This is a genomic window from Sphingomonas sp. DMC8, assembly GCF_056314185.1.
In genome coordinates this window covers 39,432-56,888 of record NZ_JBQUYV010000003.1, presented here as the reverse complement: position 1 = coordinate 56,888, position 17,457 = coordinate 39,432, and the positions used below count along the sequence as shown (strand labels likewise).

Annotated in this window: 17 protein-coding genes; 8 read left to right on the top strand and 9 right to left on the bottom strand. The window is 65.2% G+C overall.

The features are described from left to right. The first annotated feature begins 32 nt into the window (after positions 1-32). Together ACT53K_RS07895 and ACT53K_RS07890 are read left to right on the top strand one after the other, a co-directional pair. Positions 33-1,271, top strand: coding sequence for a class I SAM-dependent methyltransferase (locus tag ACT53K_RS07895; RefSeq protein WP_476228054.1), 1,239 nt, complete (start codon positions 33-35; stop codon positions 1,269-1,271). Further along, complete coding sequence (locus tag ACT53K_RS07890) at positions 1,271-2,446, top strand: serine hydrolase domain-containing protein (protein ID WP_476228053.1); 1,176 nt, start codon at positions 1,271-1,273, stop codon at positions 2,444-2,446. Before ACT53K_RS07895 ends, ACT53K_RS07890 begins: the two co-directional genes overlap by 1 nt. 1 nt (position 2,447) lies before the next feature. Here the strand turns inward: ACT53K_RS07890 and ACT53K_RS07885 are convergent, their stop codons facing one another. Next, positions 2,448-3,158 (bottom strand): SDR family NAD(P)-dependent oxidoreductase, encoded by a 711-nt coding sequence (locus ACT53K_RS07885; RefSeq protein WP_476228052.1) that lies wholly within the window; start codon positions 3,156-3,158, stop codon positions 2,448-2,450. Positions 3,159-3,188: 30 nt separating this feature from the next. Next, positions 3,189-4,652, bottom strand: coding sequence for an amidophosphoribosyltransferase (purF, locus tag ACT53K_RS07880; protein ID WP_476228051.1), 1,464 nt, complete (start codon positions 4,650-4,652; stop codon positions 3,189-3,191). A gap of 130 nt (positions 4,653-4,782) precedes the next feature. Here purF and ACT53K_RS07875 point away from each other — a divergent pair, with 130 nt between their 5' ends. The 3 genes from ACT53K_RS07875 (at position 4,783) to ACT53K_RS07865 (ending at position 6,737) form a co-directional block, all read left to right on the top strand. Next, positions 4,783-5,031 (top strand): DUF7218 family protein, encoded by a 249-nt coding sequence (locus ACT53K_RS07875; RefSeq protein WP_476228050.1) that lies wholly within the window; start codon positions 4,783-4,785, stop codon positions 5,029-5,031. An 843-nt stretch (positions 5,032-5,874) separates the two neighbouring features. Continuing rightward, complete coding sequence (hisI, locus tag ACT53K_RS07870) at positions 5,875-6,237, top strand: phosphoribosyl-AMP cyclohydrolase (RefSeq protein WP_476228049.1); 363 nt, start codon at positions 5,875-5,877, stop codon at positions 6,235-6,237. Then, positions 6,234-6,737 carry a hypothetical protein gene (locus ACT53K_RS07865; protein WP_476228048.1) on the top strand — a complete coding sequence of 168 codons (504 nt, stop codon included), beginning with the start codon at positions 6,234-6,236 and terminating at the stop codon, positions 6,735-6,737. Before hisI ends, ACT53K_RS07865 begins: the two co-directional genes overlap by 4 nt. Before the next feature lie 71 nt (positions 6,738-6,808). Here ACT53K_RS07865 and ACT53K_RS07860 read toward each other — a convergent pair whose 3' ends face one another. Further along, on the bottom strand, positions 6,809-7,909 hold the full coding sequence (locus ACT53K_RS07860) for an HD-GYP domain-containing protein (RefSeq protein ID WP_476228047.1): 1,101 nt from the start codon (positions 7,907-7,909) through the stop codon (positions 6,809-6,811). 203 nt (positions 7,910-8,112) lie between these two features. Between ACT53K_RS07860 and ACT53K_RS07855 the strand changes: the two genes are divergently transcribed. Together ACT53K_RS07855 and ACT53K_RS07850 are read left to right on the top strand one after the other, a co-directional pair. Then, the gene (locus tag ACT53K_RS07855) at positions 8,113-8,541 is read left to right on the top strand and encodes a MerR family transcriptional regulator (protein ID WP_476228046.1); all 429 of its coding nucleotides are present in this window, start codon (positions 8,113-8,115) and stop codon (positions 8,539-8,541) included. 11 nt (positions 8,542-8,552) lie between these two features. Further along, positions 8,553-10,355 (top strand): acyl-CoA dehydrogenase C-terminal domain-containing protein, encoded by a 1,803-nt coding sequence (locus ACT53K_RS07850; RefSeq protein ID WP_476228045.1) that lies wholly within the window; start codon positions 8,553-8,555, stop codon positions 10,353-10,355. 39 nt (positions 10,356-10,394) lie between these two features. Here ACT53K_RS07850 and ACT53K_RS07845 read toward each other — a convergent pair whose 3' ends face one another. The 6 genes from ACT53K_RS07845 to ACT53K_RS07820 all read right to left on the bottom strand — a co-directional run bounded on the left by ACT53K_RS07845 (position 10,395) and on the right by ACT53K_RS07820 (position 16,930). Next, complete coding sequence (locus ACT53K_RS07845) at positions 10,395-11,717, bottom strand: cell wall hydrolase (RefSeq protein WP_476228044.1); 1,323 nt, start codon at positions 11,715-11,717, stop codon at positions 10,395-10,397. 157 nt (positions 11,718-11,874) lie between these two features. Then, on the bottom strand, positions 11,875-12,795 hold the full coding sequence (cysK, locus tag ACT53K_RS07840; RefSeq protein ID WP_476228043.1) for a cysteine synthase A: 921 nt from the start codon (positions 12,793-12,795) through the stop codon (positions 11,875-11,877). Continuing rightward, a complete protein-coding gene (locus ACT53K_RS07835; RefSeq protein ID WP_476228042.1) occupies positions 12,792-14,114 on the bottom strand; it encodes an MFS transporter in 1,323 nt (440 codons plus the stop codon). The genes cysK and ACT53K_RS07835 overlap by 4 nt, the downstream gene beginning before the upstream one ends. A gap of 65 nt (positions 14,115-14,179) precedes the next feature. Then, on the bottom strand, positions 14,180-15,574 hold the full coding sequence (locus ACT53K_RS07830) for an MFS transporter (RefSeq protein ID WP_476228041.1): 1,395 nt from the start codon (positions 15,572-15,574) through the stop codon (positions 14,180-14,182). A gap of 405 nt (positions 15,575-15,979) precedes the next feature. Then, positions 15,980-16,177: a DUF465 domain-containing protein gene (locus tag ACT53K_RS07825; RefSeq protein WP_476228040.1), complete on the bottom strand. Its 198-nt coding sequence runs from the start codon at positions 16,175-16,177 to the stop codon at positions 15,980-15,982. A 228-nt stretch (positions 16,178-16,405) separates the two neighbouring features. After that, positions 16,406-16,930: a glycine zipper 2TM domain-containing protein gene (locus tag ACT53K_RS07820; RefSeq protein ID WP_476228039.1), complete on the bottom strand. Its 525-nt coding sequence runs from the start codon at positions 16,928-16,930 to the stop codon at positions 16,406-16,408. A 197-nt stretch (positions 16,931-17,127) separates the two neighbouring features. Here ACT53K_RS07820 and ACT53K_RS07815 point away from each other — a divergent pair, with 197 nt between their 5' ends. Further along, a complete protein-coding gene (locus tag ACT53K_RS07815; protein ID WP_476228038.1) occupies positions 17,128-17,457 on the top strand; it encodes a hypothetical protein in 330 nt (109 codons plus the stop codon).

Sequence of the window (17,457 nt, the reverse complement as noted above, 5' to 3'; positions counted from 1 at the left end):
CCGATCCGGGATTGCGTGCATTTAGCCGGGGTATGAACGCTCCCGCCCAGGATGGCGCACGAGTCGCCTACCCCGCCGGCAAGGGCCTGCTCGGCCTGTTCGGCGGCTTCTTTCATCGCCAGCTCGATGGGCTGGACCGAGGGATCGCCGAAGGGCAGCTGGAAGTGCGGACCCCGGATGGCAGCACCCGCCTGCTCGGCGGGCGGGCGCCGGGGCATGCCGCAGTGGTCGATCTGCAGAGCTGGCGCGCGTTGGTGCGGCTGGCGACGGGCGGCTCGGCCGGCTGGTACGAGGCGTGGGAGAAAGGCGAGTGGGCCAGCCCCGATCCGGTGCAGCTTTTCGCGCTGTTCGGTCGCAACCGTGCCGGGCTGGCGGCGCAAGCGCGTTCGCGGGGGCTGGCGCTTGCGGCGAAGCGGCTGCTGCACTGGATGCGGCGCAACCATCGCAGCGGATCGCGCAAGAACATCGCCTTCCACTATGATCTGGGGAACGACTTCTACGCACCCTGGCTCGATCCCTCGATGAGCTATTCCAGTGCCCTGTTTCGCGACCCGGCCGAGACGCTGGAGGCGGCGCAGGCGAACAAGTTGCAGGCGATCCTAGACCGGACAGCGACCGGGCCGGGCGACACCATTCTCGAGATCGGTTGCGGCTGGGGCTCCTTCGCCGAAATCGCTCTGCGCGGCGGGCGGCGGGTGCACGGCATAACGCTTTCGACCGAACAAAAGGCCTGGGCAGAGCGGCGTACCGCAGGCATGGATGGGGCGGCGTTCTCGCTCACAGACTATCGCGACGTGACCGGCACCTATGATGCGGTCGCCAGCATAGAGATGGCCGAGGCGGTGGGGCGCGAATATTGGCCCGCCTATGCCGCCGCCATCGCCCGCGCGCTGAAACCGGGCGGCCGGGCCGCGCTTCAGATCATCACCTTCGACGATGCGCTGTTCGACGGCTATGCGAGCAATGTCGACTTCATCCAGACCTATATCTTCCCGGGCGGCATGTTGCTGCGCGAAAGCGAGTTCCGCGCGCTGACGGCGCGCGAGGGGCTGCGCTGGCAGGACCAGGTCCATTTCGGCCTGGATTATGCCGAAACGCTGCGGCTGTGGCGCGAACGGTTCGACGCCGCGGCTGCTGCCGGGCTGCTGCCCTCCCAATTCGATGAACGTTTCCTTCGCCTTTGGCGCTATTATCTGATGTACTGCGAAGGCGGATTTCGCGGTGGCGGCATAGACGTCATACAAATGACGCTGGTCAAAGAGGGGAAGTGATGTCGAAATTCTGGTGCCTTGCGCTCGCCTTGCTTGCGAGCCCCCCTGCGGCTGCGCAGGCTGTTGTTTCACCTGACGTGCCGCTGGCCGCGAATGACACGGGGGGACTACGCAAGATCGGCGCCGAGGTGCTGTTCTGGAGCCAGGCCCAGCGCGACGCCAACTTCCCGCACATGGAAAAGCTGTTCCCGGGACATGTCGTGAAGGCTGGTGGTGCAGTCCGCCCGTTACCGGCGGGCAAGCCGTTGCCGGTGCCGGCGGCAGAGGTCGATTCTTATATCGCGGCGAACAATGTCGCGGGGCTGATCGTGGTGCAGGACGGCAAGATTCGTCTGGAGCGCTATGCCCGCGGCTATTCCGCCGACGGGCGCTGGACGAGTTTTTCGGTCGCCAAGTCCTTCACCTCGACGCTGGTCGGCGCAGCGATCCGCGACGGCTATATCAAGTCCGTCGAGGAGCCGGTGACCAAATACATCCCCGATCTGGCCGGCAGCGGCTATGACGGGGTGACGATCCGCCAGCTGCTCACCATGACTTCGGGCGTGCGCTGGAACGAGGATTATACCGATCCCAAGTCCGACGTGGCGCGGATGTTTCTGGAGCCGGTCCCGGCGGGACAGGATCCGGCCGTCTGGTACATGAAGAACCTGCCGCGAGAGAGCCCGCCGGGTACGAAATGGGTGTACAAGACCGGTGAGACCAATCTGATCGGCGTGCTGGTGCAGCGCGCGACCGGCAAGCCGCTCGCGACCTATCTCAGCGAAAAGGTGTGGCAGCCATGGGGCATGGAGCGGGATGCGTTCTGGATGGTCGATCCGGCGGGGCACGAGGTAAGCGGCTGCTGCCTGTCCGTCAGCCTGCGCGACTATGCGCGAATGGGGATGTTCGCGCTGGCCGGCGGCAAGGGCGTGGTGCCCGATGGTTGGTTCGCCGAGGCTACCCGCGCGCAGGCCGAAATCGGACGGCCCGGCTATGGCTATGGCTTTCAATGGTGGACCTACCCGCAGGGGCGGTTCGGGGCTGTCGGCATTTTCGGGCAGGCGATCCGGGTGGACCCGAAGACCCGCACCGTGATCGCCATTTCCAGCGCCTGGCCGAAGGCGACCGACCCGGAACTGGGCAAGGCGCGGGAAGAGTTTCTTGACCGGTTGCTCGCGGCAGCCGCGGCGAAATAACTCAGCCGACCCGTTCGAAATGGCCGGGGGCGAAGCCTTCGGCCATCAGCGCGGTTATCCGTGCGGCGACGACTTCCGGGGCCTTCACGCTGGCAGGGTCTTCGCCAGGAAAGGCGCGGGCGCGCATCTTGGTGCGGGTGGCGCCGGGATCGAGAATGCCGACGCAGACGCGGCTGATATTCTCGACTTCCTCGCCATAGGTCAGCACCAGATTTTCGAACGCGGCCTTGGACGCACCATAGACGCCCCAATAGGCGCGCGGTGTCCGCGCCACGCTGGAACTGACCCCCAGCACCCGTGCCGCCGGTGCGTGCCGGAGCAGCGGATCGAAGGCCGCGAGCAATGCCGCTTGCGCCGTGACGTTGAGCGTCAGCACCTTGGCGAATTCCTGAAAGTCGATCGCGCTAACGGCGCTCAACGTACCCAGCGATGCGGCGTTGAGCACCAGCATGTCGAGCGCCGGCCAGCGCTCGCCGATCGCCCCGGCCAGTCGGGCTATGGCGTCATTCTCGGCGAGGTCCAGCGGCGCGATCGTCGCGCTGCCGCCGGCTTCGAAGATCGCCTCTTCGACTTCCTCCAGCCCGCCTGCAGTGCGGGCGGTGAGGATGACATGCGCGCCCGCCGCGCCCAGGGCGGCGGCGGTCGCCGCGCCGATGCCGCGGCTGGCGCCGGTGACAAGGGCAGTCTGGCCGGAAAGCGGGCGCTCCGTCATGCAGTCTCCGTAATTGCAGTCGTGAAAGGCTCAGCCGACCTTTTCGGCCAGAAGGGCAAGCTGGTCAGGCGGCGGCGCCAGCTCGTCCTGGTCGGTGAGTGTCGTCGGATAGTCGCCGGTAAAGCAGGCGTCGCAATATTTCGGATGGATGTCCGCACGCTGCGCCTCGCCAAGAGCCTTGTACAGGCCGTCGATGGATACAAAGGCCAGACTGTCGGCGTGGATGAAATCGGTCATCCCGCCCACGTCCATCTTGGCTGCGAGTAGCTTCGCGCGCTCCGGCGTGTCGACGCCGTAGAAGCAGCTGTGTCGCGTTGGCGGGGAGGCGATGCGCATATGCACCTCCTTGGCGCCCGCCTCGTGCATCATCTGCACGATCTTCAGGCTCGTGGTGCCACGCACGATCGAATCGTCGATCAGCACGATGCGCTTGCCGGCGATCAGGTCGCGATTGGCATTGTGCTTCAGCTTCACGCCGAGGTGGCGGACCTTGTCGCCCGGCTGGATGAAGGTGCGGCCGACATAGTGCGAGCGGATGATGCCCAGCTCGAACGGAATGCCCGACTGCTGGGCATAGCCGATCGCCGCCGGCACGCCCGAATCGGGCACTGGCACGACGAGATCGGCCTCGACCGGGGATTCGATCGCCAGCTGCGCGCCGATCGCCTTGCGCACCGAATAGACCGAGCGACCGTCGCTGATCGAATCAGGGCGCGAGAAATAGACATATTCGAAGATGCAGGGGCGGGCCGCCTGCGGTGCGAACGGCTTGTGGCTCGAAAGCTCGCCATTGGCCTTCACGATCACCAGTTCGCCCGGTTCGACATCGCGGACATAATCGGCTCCGACCACGTCGAGCGCGACGGTTTCCGAGGCGAAGATGAACGAGTCGCCCAGCTTGCCCATCACCAGCGGGCGGATGCCGAGCGGATCGCGGCAGGCGATCATCCCCTCCGGCGTCATCACGATCAGCGAATAGGCGCCCTCGACCTGCTTCAGCGCGTCGATGAACCGGTCGATCAGCGTCCGGTATTGCGAGGTTGCAACGAGGTGGATGATCACCTCGGTGTCCGAGGTCGACTGGAAGATCGCGCCACGCCGGACAAGGTCACGCCGCAGCCGCATCGCGTTCGAGATATTGCCGTTATGCGCCACGGCAAAGCCGCCGCTAGCCAGCTCTGCATAGAGCGGCTGGACATTGCGGATCGCCGTCTCGCCGGTGGTCGAATAGCGGACATGGCCGCAGGCGGTGAGGCCGGGGAGGGCGCGGATCACATCGTCGCGGTCGAAATTGCCCGCAACATGACCCATCGCGCGATGGGTGTGGAACTGATGGCCGTCCCAACTGGTGATACCGGCGGCTTCCTGGCCACGGTGCTGCAGCGCGTGCAGCCCAAGGGCGACGAGCGCAGCAGCGCCTTCGCCATTGGAAACACCGAAAATGCCGCACTCTTCGCGCAGCTTGTCGTCATCGAACGGGTGTGTGGTAAGCATTTGCCCTCGGGGGGATCAGCGACTGTTGCGGGCCATATAGGCGCTTCGTCTCGCTTTGTCTCCGGTCTGTCACACGGAAAAGGAGCGTTTACCGATTTCCTCTGTTGATAGCGGGGAAAGGAGACGGTGCATGGCGCGCGATCATGGTTCCCAGATCAAGGATGACAGCCTCTATGAGAAGCTGCGCAGCGAGGGCAATTCCAAGGAAAAGGCGGCGCGGATCGCCAATGCCCAGGCCAATGGCAGCCTTGATTCGGGCGGCGGGCGGCTGGAGGATCGCAGCAAGGCCGATCTCTATGCCGAGGCGAAGGAGATCGGGATCGAGGGGCGGTCGAAGATGACCAAGGACGAACTGGTGAAGGCGATCCGCGAGCATTGAAGGGCTGTCCGCGGGAGGCGACCCATGAGCCTGTTTTGCAAGGCTTCGGGAGCGAATGGGCCGGGCGAAGTTTAGGAAGTTTAGGGTCTCGCGCGGTTGCGAAGTTTAGGAAGTTTAGGCTTTCGCGCGGCGCGAGATTTGTGAAGTTTACAGCCTGACGCATGCGCAGCGGCGCGAGGCGCAGCGCGCAGCGGTCTTGGGTCGCGTTCACGGTGCAAAGAGCGGCGCCTTGTGGGAGGGGCGACGCTAAAACATATAGTGAACATATTCCGTTCTGCCAGCACCGGTGTGGGACCGCGCCATCCGTTGCTGGCTTCCGTCTATGGGAGAGGCGATAAGGCGCCCGCCTAGTCAATCGTCATGGTTAGTTCCCTATTGGCGGGGCCGGTGATTACAACATTTGCGCCGGCATTTGTCGTGTAATTGCTTTCATCTGGATAATAATATGTTGCCTGGTACGTCACAGACTGAAGGCTTAAATTGCACCCTGTGAGCGTTTTGCCTGAATCCAGGCTGGTGGACGTGTTGTTTGAGAATGTGATTGTGATGGGGTTGGCGGTGGAGTTGGTAATGTTGGCGTTTGTCATTTTTACTTTGTAGGCATTGTTGGTCTGTATGAGGTGGATTATTCTAGGCATGTTCGGTCCTATCTATTGAAATTTATTTGGGTATTTCTGGTATAATATTCATGGGACGGCAATGCGTATCGGAGCCGAAGCTGACTATGTTTCCGTTGGATAGGTCCGGATTGGATGCAGCGTTGGGCGCTTTGTCCGATCGGCGCTCCGGTGGGTGGTCAACACTGTCCGTGACGCCCGGCCTTCCCTGCGCTAAACCATCCCCGTGACCGACAACCGCGAAACGGGCGCCACGCTCGACCCCAAATATGATGCAAACGGCCTGATCACCGCCGTTGCCACCCACGCCGCCACCGGCGAGGTGCTGATGCTCGCCCATATGAATGCCGAGGCGCTGGCGGTGACGCTGGAGACCGGCAAGGCGACTTTCTGGTCGCGCAGCCGGGGGCGGTTGTGGACCAAGGGCGAGACATCGGGCCATTTCCTGAAGCTGGTCGAGGCGCGGATCGACTGCGATCAGGATGCCGTGTGGTTGCGCGTCGAGCCGGAAGGGCCCGCCTGCCACACTGGCGCGCCGAGCTGCTTTTATCGCCGCATCGAGGACGGAAAGCTGGTGCGCGACGCGTGAGGTGGGTGCTGGCCGCAGGGCTGCTTGCGACGTTGGCTGCCTGTGGTGGCGGCGGAGCGCCCGCGCCTTCGTCTGCACCCTCCGCTGATCTGGAGCAGGCGGCGAAGGCACGGGGGCTCCTCCACGACCCCGCCGACCGAGCGATTGCCGGCGTGTTCGCGCGTGACACCGACCGCGCCTGTCTTGTGCCTGGCGAGGCCGGACACAGGATCGGAGTCGCGATCGACTATGGCGACGGTATCGCGTGCAGCGCCACGGGTACGGCAACGCGCGCCGGGGAGGCGCTGCACCTTCGTTTGGGCAGCGGGGAGGCGTGCACCTTCGATGCCCGTTATGACGGCGAGCATATCGTGTTTCCCGGTGCGCTTCCCGCAGGTTGTGCGCGCTTCTGCAGCGGACGGGCGTCGCTGGCTGGCGCGCAACTGGTTCGGCTGAGTGACTCGGTCGCCGAGGCGAGGGCGATGCGCGATTCGCGCGGCCGGCGGCTCTGCGGCGATTGAGCGGAAGCATCAGGCGCATCCTGCTGCCCCGGCAGATCGGCCCGATGCAGTGTAGCTTCAGTGGTCGTGGTTCATTCGTCTGCGAAGGCGGCGAGCAGTTCGTCCCGCCGCCTGTCCCAATCCGGCAGCCGCCAGTTGGCGGGCGCTTCGAGCCCGAGGATGGGATCGTCCCGAACGCTGATCCGCTGGGGCGGCAGTTCGCGTTGATTGTCGCCGCACAGGAACACGCAGACGTCCGGCGTGAAAGGGTCATCGGTCGGCGCGTTGAGCACGACTGCCAGGCGGTTGCTCTGCAGGCGGACCAGCGATCCGATCGGAAAGGCGCCCAGCATGCCGCGAAAGGCGTGCAGCACGCGGCGGTCGAAATGGCCCTGGGTGTTCCCCATCCATTCGATCGCCTGACCCGGCGACCAGCGCTTCTTGTACGAACGGGTCGAGGTGACGGCGTCATAAACGTCGCAGACCGCACCCATCCGCGCGAAGATGCTCATCGTTTCGGCTGAAATGCCGGTGGGATAGCCGGTGCCGTCGATCTTTTCATGGTGGTGCAGGCACACATCCAGTGCGATGTCCGAACCGATGTTCGATGCGCGTAGCAATTCGTAGCCACGGGTCGTGTGCTCCTGCACCAGCGCATATTCGTCGAGATCCAGCGGCCCCGGCTTGTCGAGCAGTTCGACGGGAATGGCCGCCTTGCCGACATCGTGCAGAAGACCGGCCAGCCCGATCTCGCTGGTCAGCTTCGGTTCCAGTTCAAGCTCCTGTGCCAGCCCGATCATCAAGCCGCATACAGAAACCGAATGGAGATACGTGTATTCGTGCTGTTCCTTGATGCGCGTTACGCTGGGCAGCGCGAGTGGATTACGTTCCACCGAAGCGGCGATGGCCGAAACGATGGGTTTCAGCGAAATGGTGCGAAGCCGTCGTCCGAAACGGATGTCCGAAAACGCTTCTTCTACTGCATCCCGTGCCAGCGCAACGACTTGCCGTGCGCGCTCGCACTCCTCGCCGAACGAACCTTTGGGGCTGTTCAGGAAGAAGCCGTCGTTCGCTTTGCCGGCTCGTTTCGTTGCTGGCTGTCGCACCGGTGCGGGAGAGCTTGGGCCTCGCCAGTCATCGGCGTTCAGAACACCACTTTGTTCGCGGGGTGGTTCGGCGATTCGCTGCGACATCCATTCCTCTTTTGTGGGGCTAGGTAAATCTACCTAGGCGCCTAAATTGATGTATGTTAAAAATATGTGTCCATGAAGGGCTTGATCCCTGAAGTTGAGAAGGTGCGCGCTAGCTGCGTGGGCCTCGTATGCATGCAAAAGTGATGCGACTGAGGTGCGTGCACGTGCTTGACGTTCACGTAAGGGGAAAGTAAATTTGCAGCATGACCGCTGCTGCCTTTCCGCTTGAGGCCCTTGCGCCGATCGAACCGCGACCGGATCGCGACTCCTTCTCGATTTCAGACCTTTGCGCCGAATTCGGCGTCACGCCCCGCGCGCTGCGCTTCTATGAAGACGAGGGGCTGATCGGTCCCGAACGGCGCGGCACGCAGCGCATCTATTCGCATCGCGACCGCGCCCGGCTGGCCTGGATCCTGCGCGGCAAGCGCGTCGGCTTCAGCCTGGCCGAGATCAAGGAAATGATCGACCTCTATGATCTCGGCGACGGCCGGCGGGTGCAGCGGCAGGTTACGCTGGAACGTTGCCTGGACCGCATCCGCCATCTGGAGGCCCAGAAGCGCGACATCGATGCGCATATCGCCGAGCTCGCCCAGTTCGTCGACCTGATCAAAAGCAAAGAAAACGAGCACTGAGGAACCCTGAAATGCCGCACTATACGCCGCCGTCGCGCGATACGCGCTTCATCCTCGATCGGGTCATCGGGCTCGATCGCTATACCAACCTCCCGCATTTCCAGGCCGCCACCGCCGATGTGGTCGATGCGGTGCTGGACGAGGGCGGCAAGTTCGTCGCCGAGGTGCTGTTCCCGATCAATCATAGCGGCGACCGGCAGGGCTGTACCCGCCATGCCGATGGCAGCGTGACGACGCCCGAGGGCTTCAAGGAAGCGTACAAGCAGTTCGTTGAAAGCGGCTGGGGTACGCTCAGCGCGCCGGAGGAATTTGGCGGGCAGGGGATGCCGCATGTCGTGGCGACGGCGTTCGAGGAGTTCATGATCTCCTCGAACATGGCATTCGCCATGTATCCGGGCCTGACGCACGGCGCGATTGCTGCCCTGCTGGTCAAGGGATCGGACGAGCAGAAGGCCAAGTACGTGCCGAAGATGGTCTCCGGCGAATGGGGGGGCACGATGAACCTGACCGAGCCGCAGTGCGGCACGGACCTGGGCCTCATCAAAACCCGCGCCGAACCGAATGCCGACGGATCGTACAGCATCACCGGCACCAAGATCTTCATCTCGTCGGGCGAGCACGACCTGACCAGCAACATCATCCATCTGGTGCTGGCCAAGACGCCGGGTGCGCCGGACAGCACCAAGGGCATTTCGCTGTTCGTGGTGCCGAAGTTCCTGGTGAACGACGACGGCTCGCTGGGCGCGCGCAACGCGGTGTCGTGCGGCTCGATCGAGCACAAGATGGGCATCCACGCCAATTCGACCTGCGTGATGAACTATGACGGCGCCAAGGGCTGGCTGGTCGGCGAGGAAATGAAGGGCCTCGCCGCGATGTTCATCATGATGAACGCCGCACGCCTCGGCGTGGGCCTGCAGGGGCTGGGCATTGCCGAAGTGGCGATGCAGAACGCCGTGCAATATGCCGGCGACCGTCGCCAGGGCCGCGCGCTGACCGGTCCGCAGGAGCCGGCCGAGAATGCTGACACGCTGTTCGTCCACCCCGATGTCCGCCGCATGCTGATGGAGGCAAAGGCGCAGATCGAGGGCATGCGCGCCTTGTGCCTGTGGGGCGCGCTGCAGGTCGATCTGGAACATGCCGCGCCGACCGAGGAGGAGCGCCAGTTGGCCGGCGACCTGATCGGGCTGCTGACCCCGGTGATCAAGGGCGTGGGCACCGATATCGGCTACAAGGTCGCGACCGATTGCCAGCAGGTCTATGGCGGCCATGGCTACATCGCCGAATGGGGCATGGAGCAATATGTCCGCGATGCCCGGATCGCGATGATCTATGAAGGCACCAACGGCGTGCAGGCGATGGACCTGGTCGGCCGCAAGCTGGCGCTGAACGGCGGCCGGGCGATCCAGGCCTTCTTCCGCGTGGTGACCGAGGAAGTCGGCGCGGCCAAGGGGCACGAGAAGCTGAAGGACTTTGCCGAGGCGCTGGAAAAGGCGCTGGGGCATCTGCAGGGCGCGACGATGTGGCTGGCGGCGAACGGGTTCAAGAACCCCAACGATGTCGGCGCGGGCGCCTATCCCTATATGCAACTGACCGGCACGGTGGCGCTGGGCCTGATGTGGCTGCGCATGGCGAAAGCGGCCACCGACGCGCTGGAAGGCGGGGCCCAGGACGTGAAGTTCCTCGAAGCCAAGCTGGTGACGGCACGCTTCTATGCCGAACGTTTCCTGCCCGACGCGAGCGGCCTGCGCCGCAAGATCGAGGCGGGCAGCGCCGCGGTTATGGCGCTCGACCCGGAGATGTTCCGGGCGGCGTAAGGGGGCAGTCAACTTGTCCCCTCCCTGGCAGGGAGGGGATTAAGGGGCGGGCGTAGCGCTGGCCACCGGCGCGGGCATATCCGACTTGCGCCGTACGCCCCCGAGCAATGCCGGTCCCGGCTGCGACGTGGGCGAAGGGGACGGCGTGGCGACGGGTGTCGGCGTTGCGGCGGGTTGCGGATAATATTGGCGACGCATGCACTGCGCCGGGCTCGGGCGGCGATACTGGTCGCAGTTCCACAGCGCCTTGGCATAGCCCGCGCCGGCGTCTCGCAGATAGCTGAACGACATCGCCCCCGCCTGGTCACCGGTCGGTGGCAAGCGGGCGGGTTTCTTCGTGGCATCCTCCCACGCCATGAACTTGCAATAGCGCCGCTCGCCGCAGGTTTTGATCGCCAGCGCGGGGTAGAGGTCCGGGATCATGTCCGGATCGAGGGTGGCCAGAAACACGTTCGGGTCGCCGGCGGCCGGCTGCGGCACGGCACTGGCGGGAATGCTCGCTACCGCCGCGTTCATGTCGACGATCAAATCGCGCCCGGTGGCGGGCGCCGCCGCGTTGCCATCGCCCTGGTGCGCGGACGACAGGCGCGCCAGCAGGGGTATGTTGGGCTCGTCGGCGATATAGTCGCGGTTGAAGGCGGGTGGCGTGCCCCACCAGCCGGCCCAGCGGAAGAACAGGTGTGTGTGAACCGCCACGATCTTGTCGAGGCTCGCGCTCCAATAGGGCACCACCCAGTCGGTATGGTAATGCGTCGCGTGGCCGACCGGGCGATAGACGGTGCCGGACAGTGCGGCCCGGGCGATCTCTCTCGCGCGCGCCCAGGCTGCGGGTGTCGGCGAATAGCGCAGCAGCGCGCCGTCGCAGGTGAAGGTGAACTGGCAGCCGGTGCTGCGCTCCGATCCCTGAAAGACGACGCCGCAGATCGTTTTGGGGAAGGCAGGGTGGCGGGTGCGGTTGACGACCACCTGCGCGACGGCGCGCTCGCCCACCGCATCGTCTCCGGCTTCGTAATAGGCAGCGGCGGCAAGGCAGTCGATCGCGCGCGCCTGGCTCAGTGCCGCGCCATAGAGGTGAAAGGGCCGTGCCGCCGGATTGGGCGCCGTGGAGAAGGGGATCGATTCGTTGAACGCGCGCGCGTCGTCCGGCGACAGGTCGGCGATGGCGACGGGCTCTACGGAGGGCAGTTCTTCCTTCGGCACCACCCGATTGGGCAGCGCGACCGGAGGACGGCGATGTTTCGGCACAACCCGGGGCGCGTTGATCACCATCAGCGCAGGTACGACAATCGCGGCGAGCGCAATCACGCCCAGCACGATGCGCAGCCATGCGGGAACAGGAGGGTTCGGGGTAGCGGGTGTCACGGGCGGTTGCGGGGTCTCGATCTCGGCTGGCCGGCCATATCCGAAGCCTGAAGCGGTGAAAACCGCTGTGAGCGGGAAGGTTTCACGCAAGACATGCGCAGCCGGCGCACGCCTGAGGGATGGCAGGGCGGCCCGGGGGGACCGCCCTGCATGCAGATCAGCTTTCCGGCAGGAAATCGGGCACGCTCAGATAGCGCTCGCCGGTGTCATAGTTGAAGCCGAGCACGCGCGTGCCGTCGGGCAGGTCGGGCAGCTTCTGCAGGATCGCCGCCAGCGTCGCGCCCGAGGAAATGCCGACCAGCAGCCCCTCTTCGCGCGCCGAACGGCGCGCCATGTCCTTGGCGACCGCAGCATCGACCTTGATGACACCGTCGATCGCATCCGTGTGCAGATTCTTCGGCACGAATCCCGCGCCGATGCCCTGGATGGGGTGCGGTGCCGGCTGGCCGCCGGAAATGACCGGTGAGGCTTCCGGCTCAACCGCGAACACCTTCAGGTTCGGCCACGCCTTCTTCAGCGCCTCGGCCACACCGGTGATATGGCCGCCGGTGCCGACGCCGGTGATGATCACGTCGATCGGCGAGTCGCGGAAGTCATTCAGGATTTCCTGTGCGGTCGTGCGGACATGCACGTCGATGTTCGCCGGGTTTTCGAACTGTTGCGGCATCCAGGCGCCGGGCGTCGTCTCAACGATTTCCAGCGCGCGTTCGATCGCGCCCTTCATGCCCTTTTCGCGCGGCGTCAGGTCGAAGCTGGCGCCATAAGCGAGCATCAGCCGTCGGCGTTCGACCGACATGCTCTCCGGCATCACCAGGATCAGCTTGTAGCCCTTGACCGCCGCCACCATGGCCAGGCCGACGCCGGTATTGCCGCTGGTCGGCTCGACGATGGTGCCGCCGGGCTTCAGGCTGCCATCGGCTTCCGCCGCCTCGATCATCGCCAGCGCGATACGGTCCTTGATCGAGCCGCCGGGGTTCGCGCGTTCGGACTTTATCCAGACTTCGGCGCCGGGAAACAGCTTGTTGATGCGGATGTGCGGTGTGTTGCCGATCGTCTCGAGGATCGTGTTGGCCTTCATGACTGCATCTCCTTGGGAGGGATTTCGAGTGTGGCCGGAGGATCGAAGGTACGAGCCCGCTTGAGTTCGGGAAATAGCTTGGCCCACAGCGCCGTGACAAGGACCGCGCCGATACCCCCGCCGATCACGGCGGCAACCGGGCCGATCAGCGCGGCGAGGAAGCCTGATTCGGCCTCGCCCAGTTCGTTCGATCCGGAAATGAAGAGAGTCGATACCGCACCCACACGGCCGCGCATGGCATCGGGCGTATAGAGCTGAATCAGCGACTGGCGGACATAGACCGAAACCATGTCTGCCGCCCCCAGCACGAACAGTGCGGCAAGCGAGATCAGCACGGCAGGGGCGAAATCGCTGCCGACGGCGCGTGAACCCAATAGCGGCACCAGCAGAGGAGCGGCGGCGCCGAAGACGATGGTGGCGACGCCGAAAGCGGCGACCGCCAGCAGCATCTTCACGCCGACCTGCGTCTTGAGCGGGCGCCATGAGAAGAACAGCGCGGTCATCACTGCACCCAACGCGGGAGCGGCGCGCAAATGTCCCAGCCCGGCCGATCCGACCTGCAATATGTCGCGCGCATAGACCGGCAGCATCGCCGTCGCGCCGCCCAGCAGCACCGCGAACAGGTCGAGCGAAATCGCGCCGAGCACCAGCCGGTTGCGACGGACATAATGGAGTCCGTCGACCATCTGGGCCCAGGGGCTGCCGGTGAACTTCATCGCGTCGCGCGGAATAGGGCCGATGAGGAACAGCATCAGCAGCGACAGCAGGAACAGCCCGCCCGACACGGCATAGGCCAGCCACGAGGCTGCGGCGTAGAGATAACCGCCCAGCGCCGGCCCGATTACGGTGCCGGTCTGCCAGGCGAGCGAACTGAGCGCGATCGCGGTCGGCAGGATCGCCTTGGGCACAAGATTGGGGGCGAGGGCGCCCAGTGCCGGGCTCGCAAAGGCGCGTGCGACGCCCAGCAATGCGGCGATGCCGAACAGATGGGGCAGGGTGATGGTGTGCCGCCAGGTCAGCCAGGCGAGGCTCAGTGCGCAGAAGGCCTCCAGCGCCACCGCCCCCCGGGCGATCCAGCGCCGGTCGACGCGGTCTGCGGCCCAGCCGGCGAAAAGCGACAGGAAAAGCAGCGGCAGGAACTGCGCCACCCCGATCATGCCGAGCTGGAACGAAGCGGCACGGATGCTCATCGAATGGCGAGCGAGGTCATACACCTGCCAGCCGATCACGATGACCATCGCCATCTGCCCCAACGTCGCGGCAAGGCGGGCAATGAAATAGGCGCGGAAATGCGGGACGGCGAGCGGATGGGGTGCCATGGCCTGCCTCTTGGCGCGTCCCGCTTTGCGCCGCAACGATCGTTTCGCTTGGGGCGACTAAAGCATCAGCGCACGTCGGCGGGCTGTGCGGCGCGCGATTCACCCCGTGCCGGGTTGCGGATCGAGGGGCGCAGCCGCGCGAGGCTGCACACACCAGCCACGGCGGCGAGCCCTGCCGCGACCAGCGGCGGCACGGCGCCGCTGCCGATGCCCAGCGCGAGCAGCGCTGCCGCCAGCGTCGCGCCGGTGGTTTGCCCCAGCATCCGGGTGGAGGCGATCAGCCCGCCCGCTGCAGCGGCCCGCTCGACCGGCGCCGAGCCGATGATCAGCCGCGCATTGGGCGAGAGGAACATGCCGAACCCCGCCCCGGTGAGTGACATGCGCCAGGCGACGTCAAACCAGTCGGGATGCGCGGGCAGCAGACCAAGCAGGACGAGGCCGACAATGGCGATGCCCATGCCCATGCCGCCCAATATGCCCGCCGGATAGCGGTCCGAAAGCGCACCGGCGAGCGGCGCCACGATCATCGTGGTGAGCGGCCAGGGAGCCATGACCGCGCCGACTTCCGAGGGGGAGAAGCCATAGCTATGCTCCAGCCGGAACGGCAGCGACAGCAGCAGCGTCATCGACGCGAGGAAGGCCGTGAACGCGCCGAGCACCGAGAGGGCGAGTACGGGGCGCGCGAGCAGGTCAATCGGCAGGATCGGTTCGGGTTCGTCCTTCTCACGACGCACGAACACCACGCCGATCGCAATGCCCGCGATGACGATTGCCGCCGAGACAATCGGGCTGTCGCCATGGACGCCACTTTCCAGCCCGCCGATTACCAGCCCGAACATGCCCGCGCAGAGCAGGGCGCCGATGACGTCGAACGGCGCGTTCGAGCGCGGGCTGTCCGGCAGTGCGCGGCCCAGCAGCAGGCTGGCGATCGCGAAGGGCACGGCAGAGGCGAACACCCAGGGCCAGGGGCCGAGCCCCAGCACCAGCCCGCCCAGCGTGGGCGCAAGCGCGGCGGAGCTCGACACCACAACCGAATTGACGCCGAGACCACGGCCCAGCTGGGTTCGCGGGTAGATCTGACGAAGCAGCGCCGACGAAACGCTGAGCGCCGCTGCCGCTCCCGCTGCCTGGGCTGCGCGCACGATCAGCAGGAAGGGCAGGCTCTTGGCGAAGAAGCAAAGCACGGTGGCGATGGTGAAGACCAGCTGACCGCCTTGGTAGAGGCGTTTGAGCCCGATCCGGCTGCCCAGTCCCGCAAAGGGCAGCAACAGCATGACCAGCACGAGCTGGTACACCGTCACCACCGCGACTGCTGCCGAGGGGGCGACGTGCAGGTCGCGGGCGATGGTGGGAAGCGCGACGGTGGCGATGGCGCCGTCGATCACCACCAGGGCGGTGCCGAAGGAAATAGCGGCGATGGCGTAGATGCGGCGCGGGAGCGGCAGACCGTTGGGAATCATGCTGCCGTTAGTGCACCAGCTTCGCCTCTGTTCCCAGCCGGAACCGTAACAGTGTCTGCCGGGTTCTTCCGGATGCGAAATCGATTCGCGGGAGAGAGCCGATGGGTAAGGGTATCTTGTTGTGGTTGCTGGGGATTCCGATCCCCGTGATTCTGCTGATCCTGTTGTTCTGGCATTGAGCGCCTGACCTGCGGCGTAGCCTTCTTGCTAAGCTAATTGCATTTGCAGTCCGCGCTCCCCTCCCTGCAAAGCAGGGAGGGGCAGGGGGTGGGTCCGCCGCCAACAGGCGGCGGGGCGCGAGGTAAGCGGGGGGCGGAGTCTTTGTAGCGCGCAGACGCGCGTACCCACCCCAGCCCCTCCCTTTCAGGGAGGGGGCGCAAGGAGACTGAGTCAGGGACCGGACCGTCAGTGCGCCGACCGGGCCAGCGCGAGCCGCGCTGCCGGTTCAGGCATATGCTGGTAGAGCCGATCCTTCACCGCCAGCTTGTGTCTCTTGAGCTGCATGACGCGAAAGGCGTCGGGCAGGCGGCGTGCGCATTCGGCGCGCAACTCCCGCTCCAGCTTGCGGTGGGTGGCGATCAGTCGTTCGACAAGCGTTTTCATAGGCCTCTTCCTATCGATGGTTGCATCGATCGAGTGGCCCGGCGGTGGAGGGTGGTTTGGGACAGCCACCGAACCTGCACCGAGCGCACTCGATGCGGTCCGACATCACGGGGCTTCAGGTGAAGCCGCCGCCAGAGGGGCCCGGTCCCGCAGTCTTCAATCTAGGGCAGGAAAAGCGGTGTGCAAGGGGTGCCCGCGTGATTTTCGCACGGGCACCCGGTACCGGGATCAGCGGCAGCGCACGTCCTGATTGTTCATCTGATTGTTCCGGTCCACCGAAGCACCGATCGCACCGCCGGCAATGGCGCCCAGCAGCGTGCCGACCGTGCTCGAATGACGGCTGGAGATAACGTTGCCGAACAGGCCGCCGGCCGCAGCGCCGACGATCAGGCCGGTCGTGCCGTCGGGGCGCTTGCAATAATAGCGACCGTCCTGGCCGCGATAGACGCGATCGTTCGGGCTGAGCACGCGCTCGCTGTCGCCCGGGCGATAATAGCGGGCGGGATCATAATCGCCTTCGTCGCGGCTGTCGAAACGCGGCGGCGGGGGCGGGGCGTGCGCCAGCCAGTCGCTATACTGGGCGTAGCGCTCGGACGCCTGCTGGAACAGGCGATATTCGCGGTCGAACCGATCGCGTGCCGCTTCGAAGCGGGCGCGCTCCTGATCCGGCGTCGAGAAATTCTGCGCCGATGCCGGCGCGGCGACCGACAGCCCGGCCGCAGCGAAGGCGGCGAGGGCGAGGAAATGTTTCATGCGGTTCTCCTTTGCGAACGACGGCGATGGCTATCGCCGGAAACGGATGCTTCTTCCAGTCTTGCGCGTGAAGCGTGCCTGAACGAAGCTGGCAGTGTAACGATCGAGGTAGGAAAACGGCACAATGGTGCTTGCGCTTTGTGGTTGCTGCGATGCAACATTGGCATCATATTGGTCGGATGAACGCTCGTGTCGCCGTGGCTGAAGAACCTGTGAATAACACGCCCGCCGTGCTGGAAGGGATCGTTCGGCAGCTTTGCCTGTCGATCACCTATAACCGCACGCGCATGATCGTCGCGCCGCACATTCTCTATACGCGCAACGAATCGCTCTACACCGATGCGGCGATCGTCTCCCGGGAAGGCATGCTGCCGCGCGAGCCGAAGATTGCGACGTTCAAGGTCGACGGGCTGAGGGACGTGACGGTGCTGGAGCGCCCGTTCGACATCAGCGAGCTGTTCGATCCGGAGCTGGACAAATATGCCGGTGTCACGTTGATGCAGGTGGAATCGGGCGCGCAGGGCTGA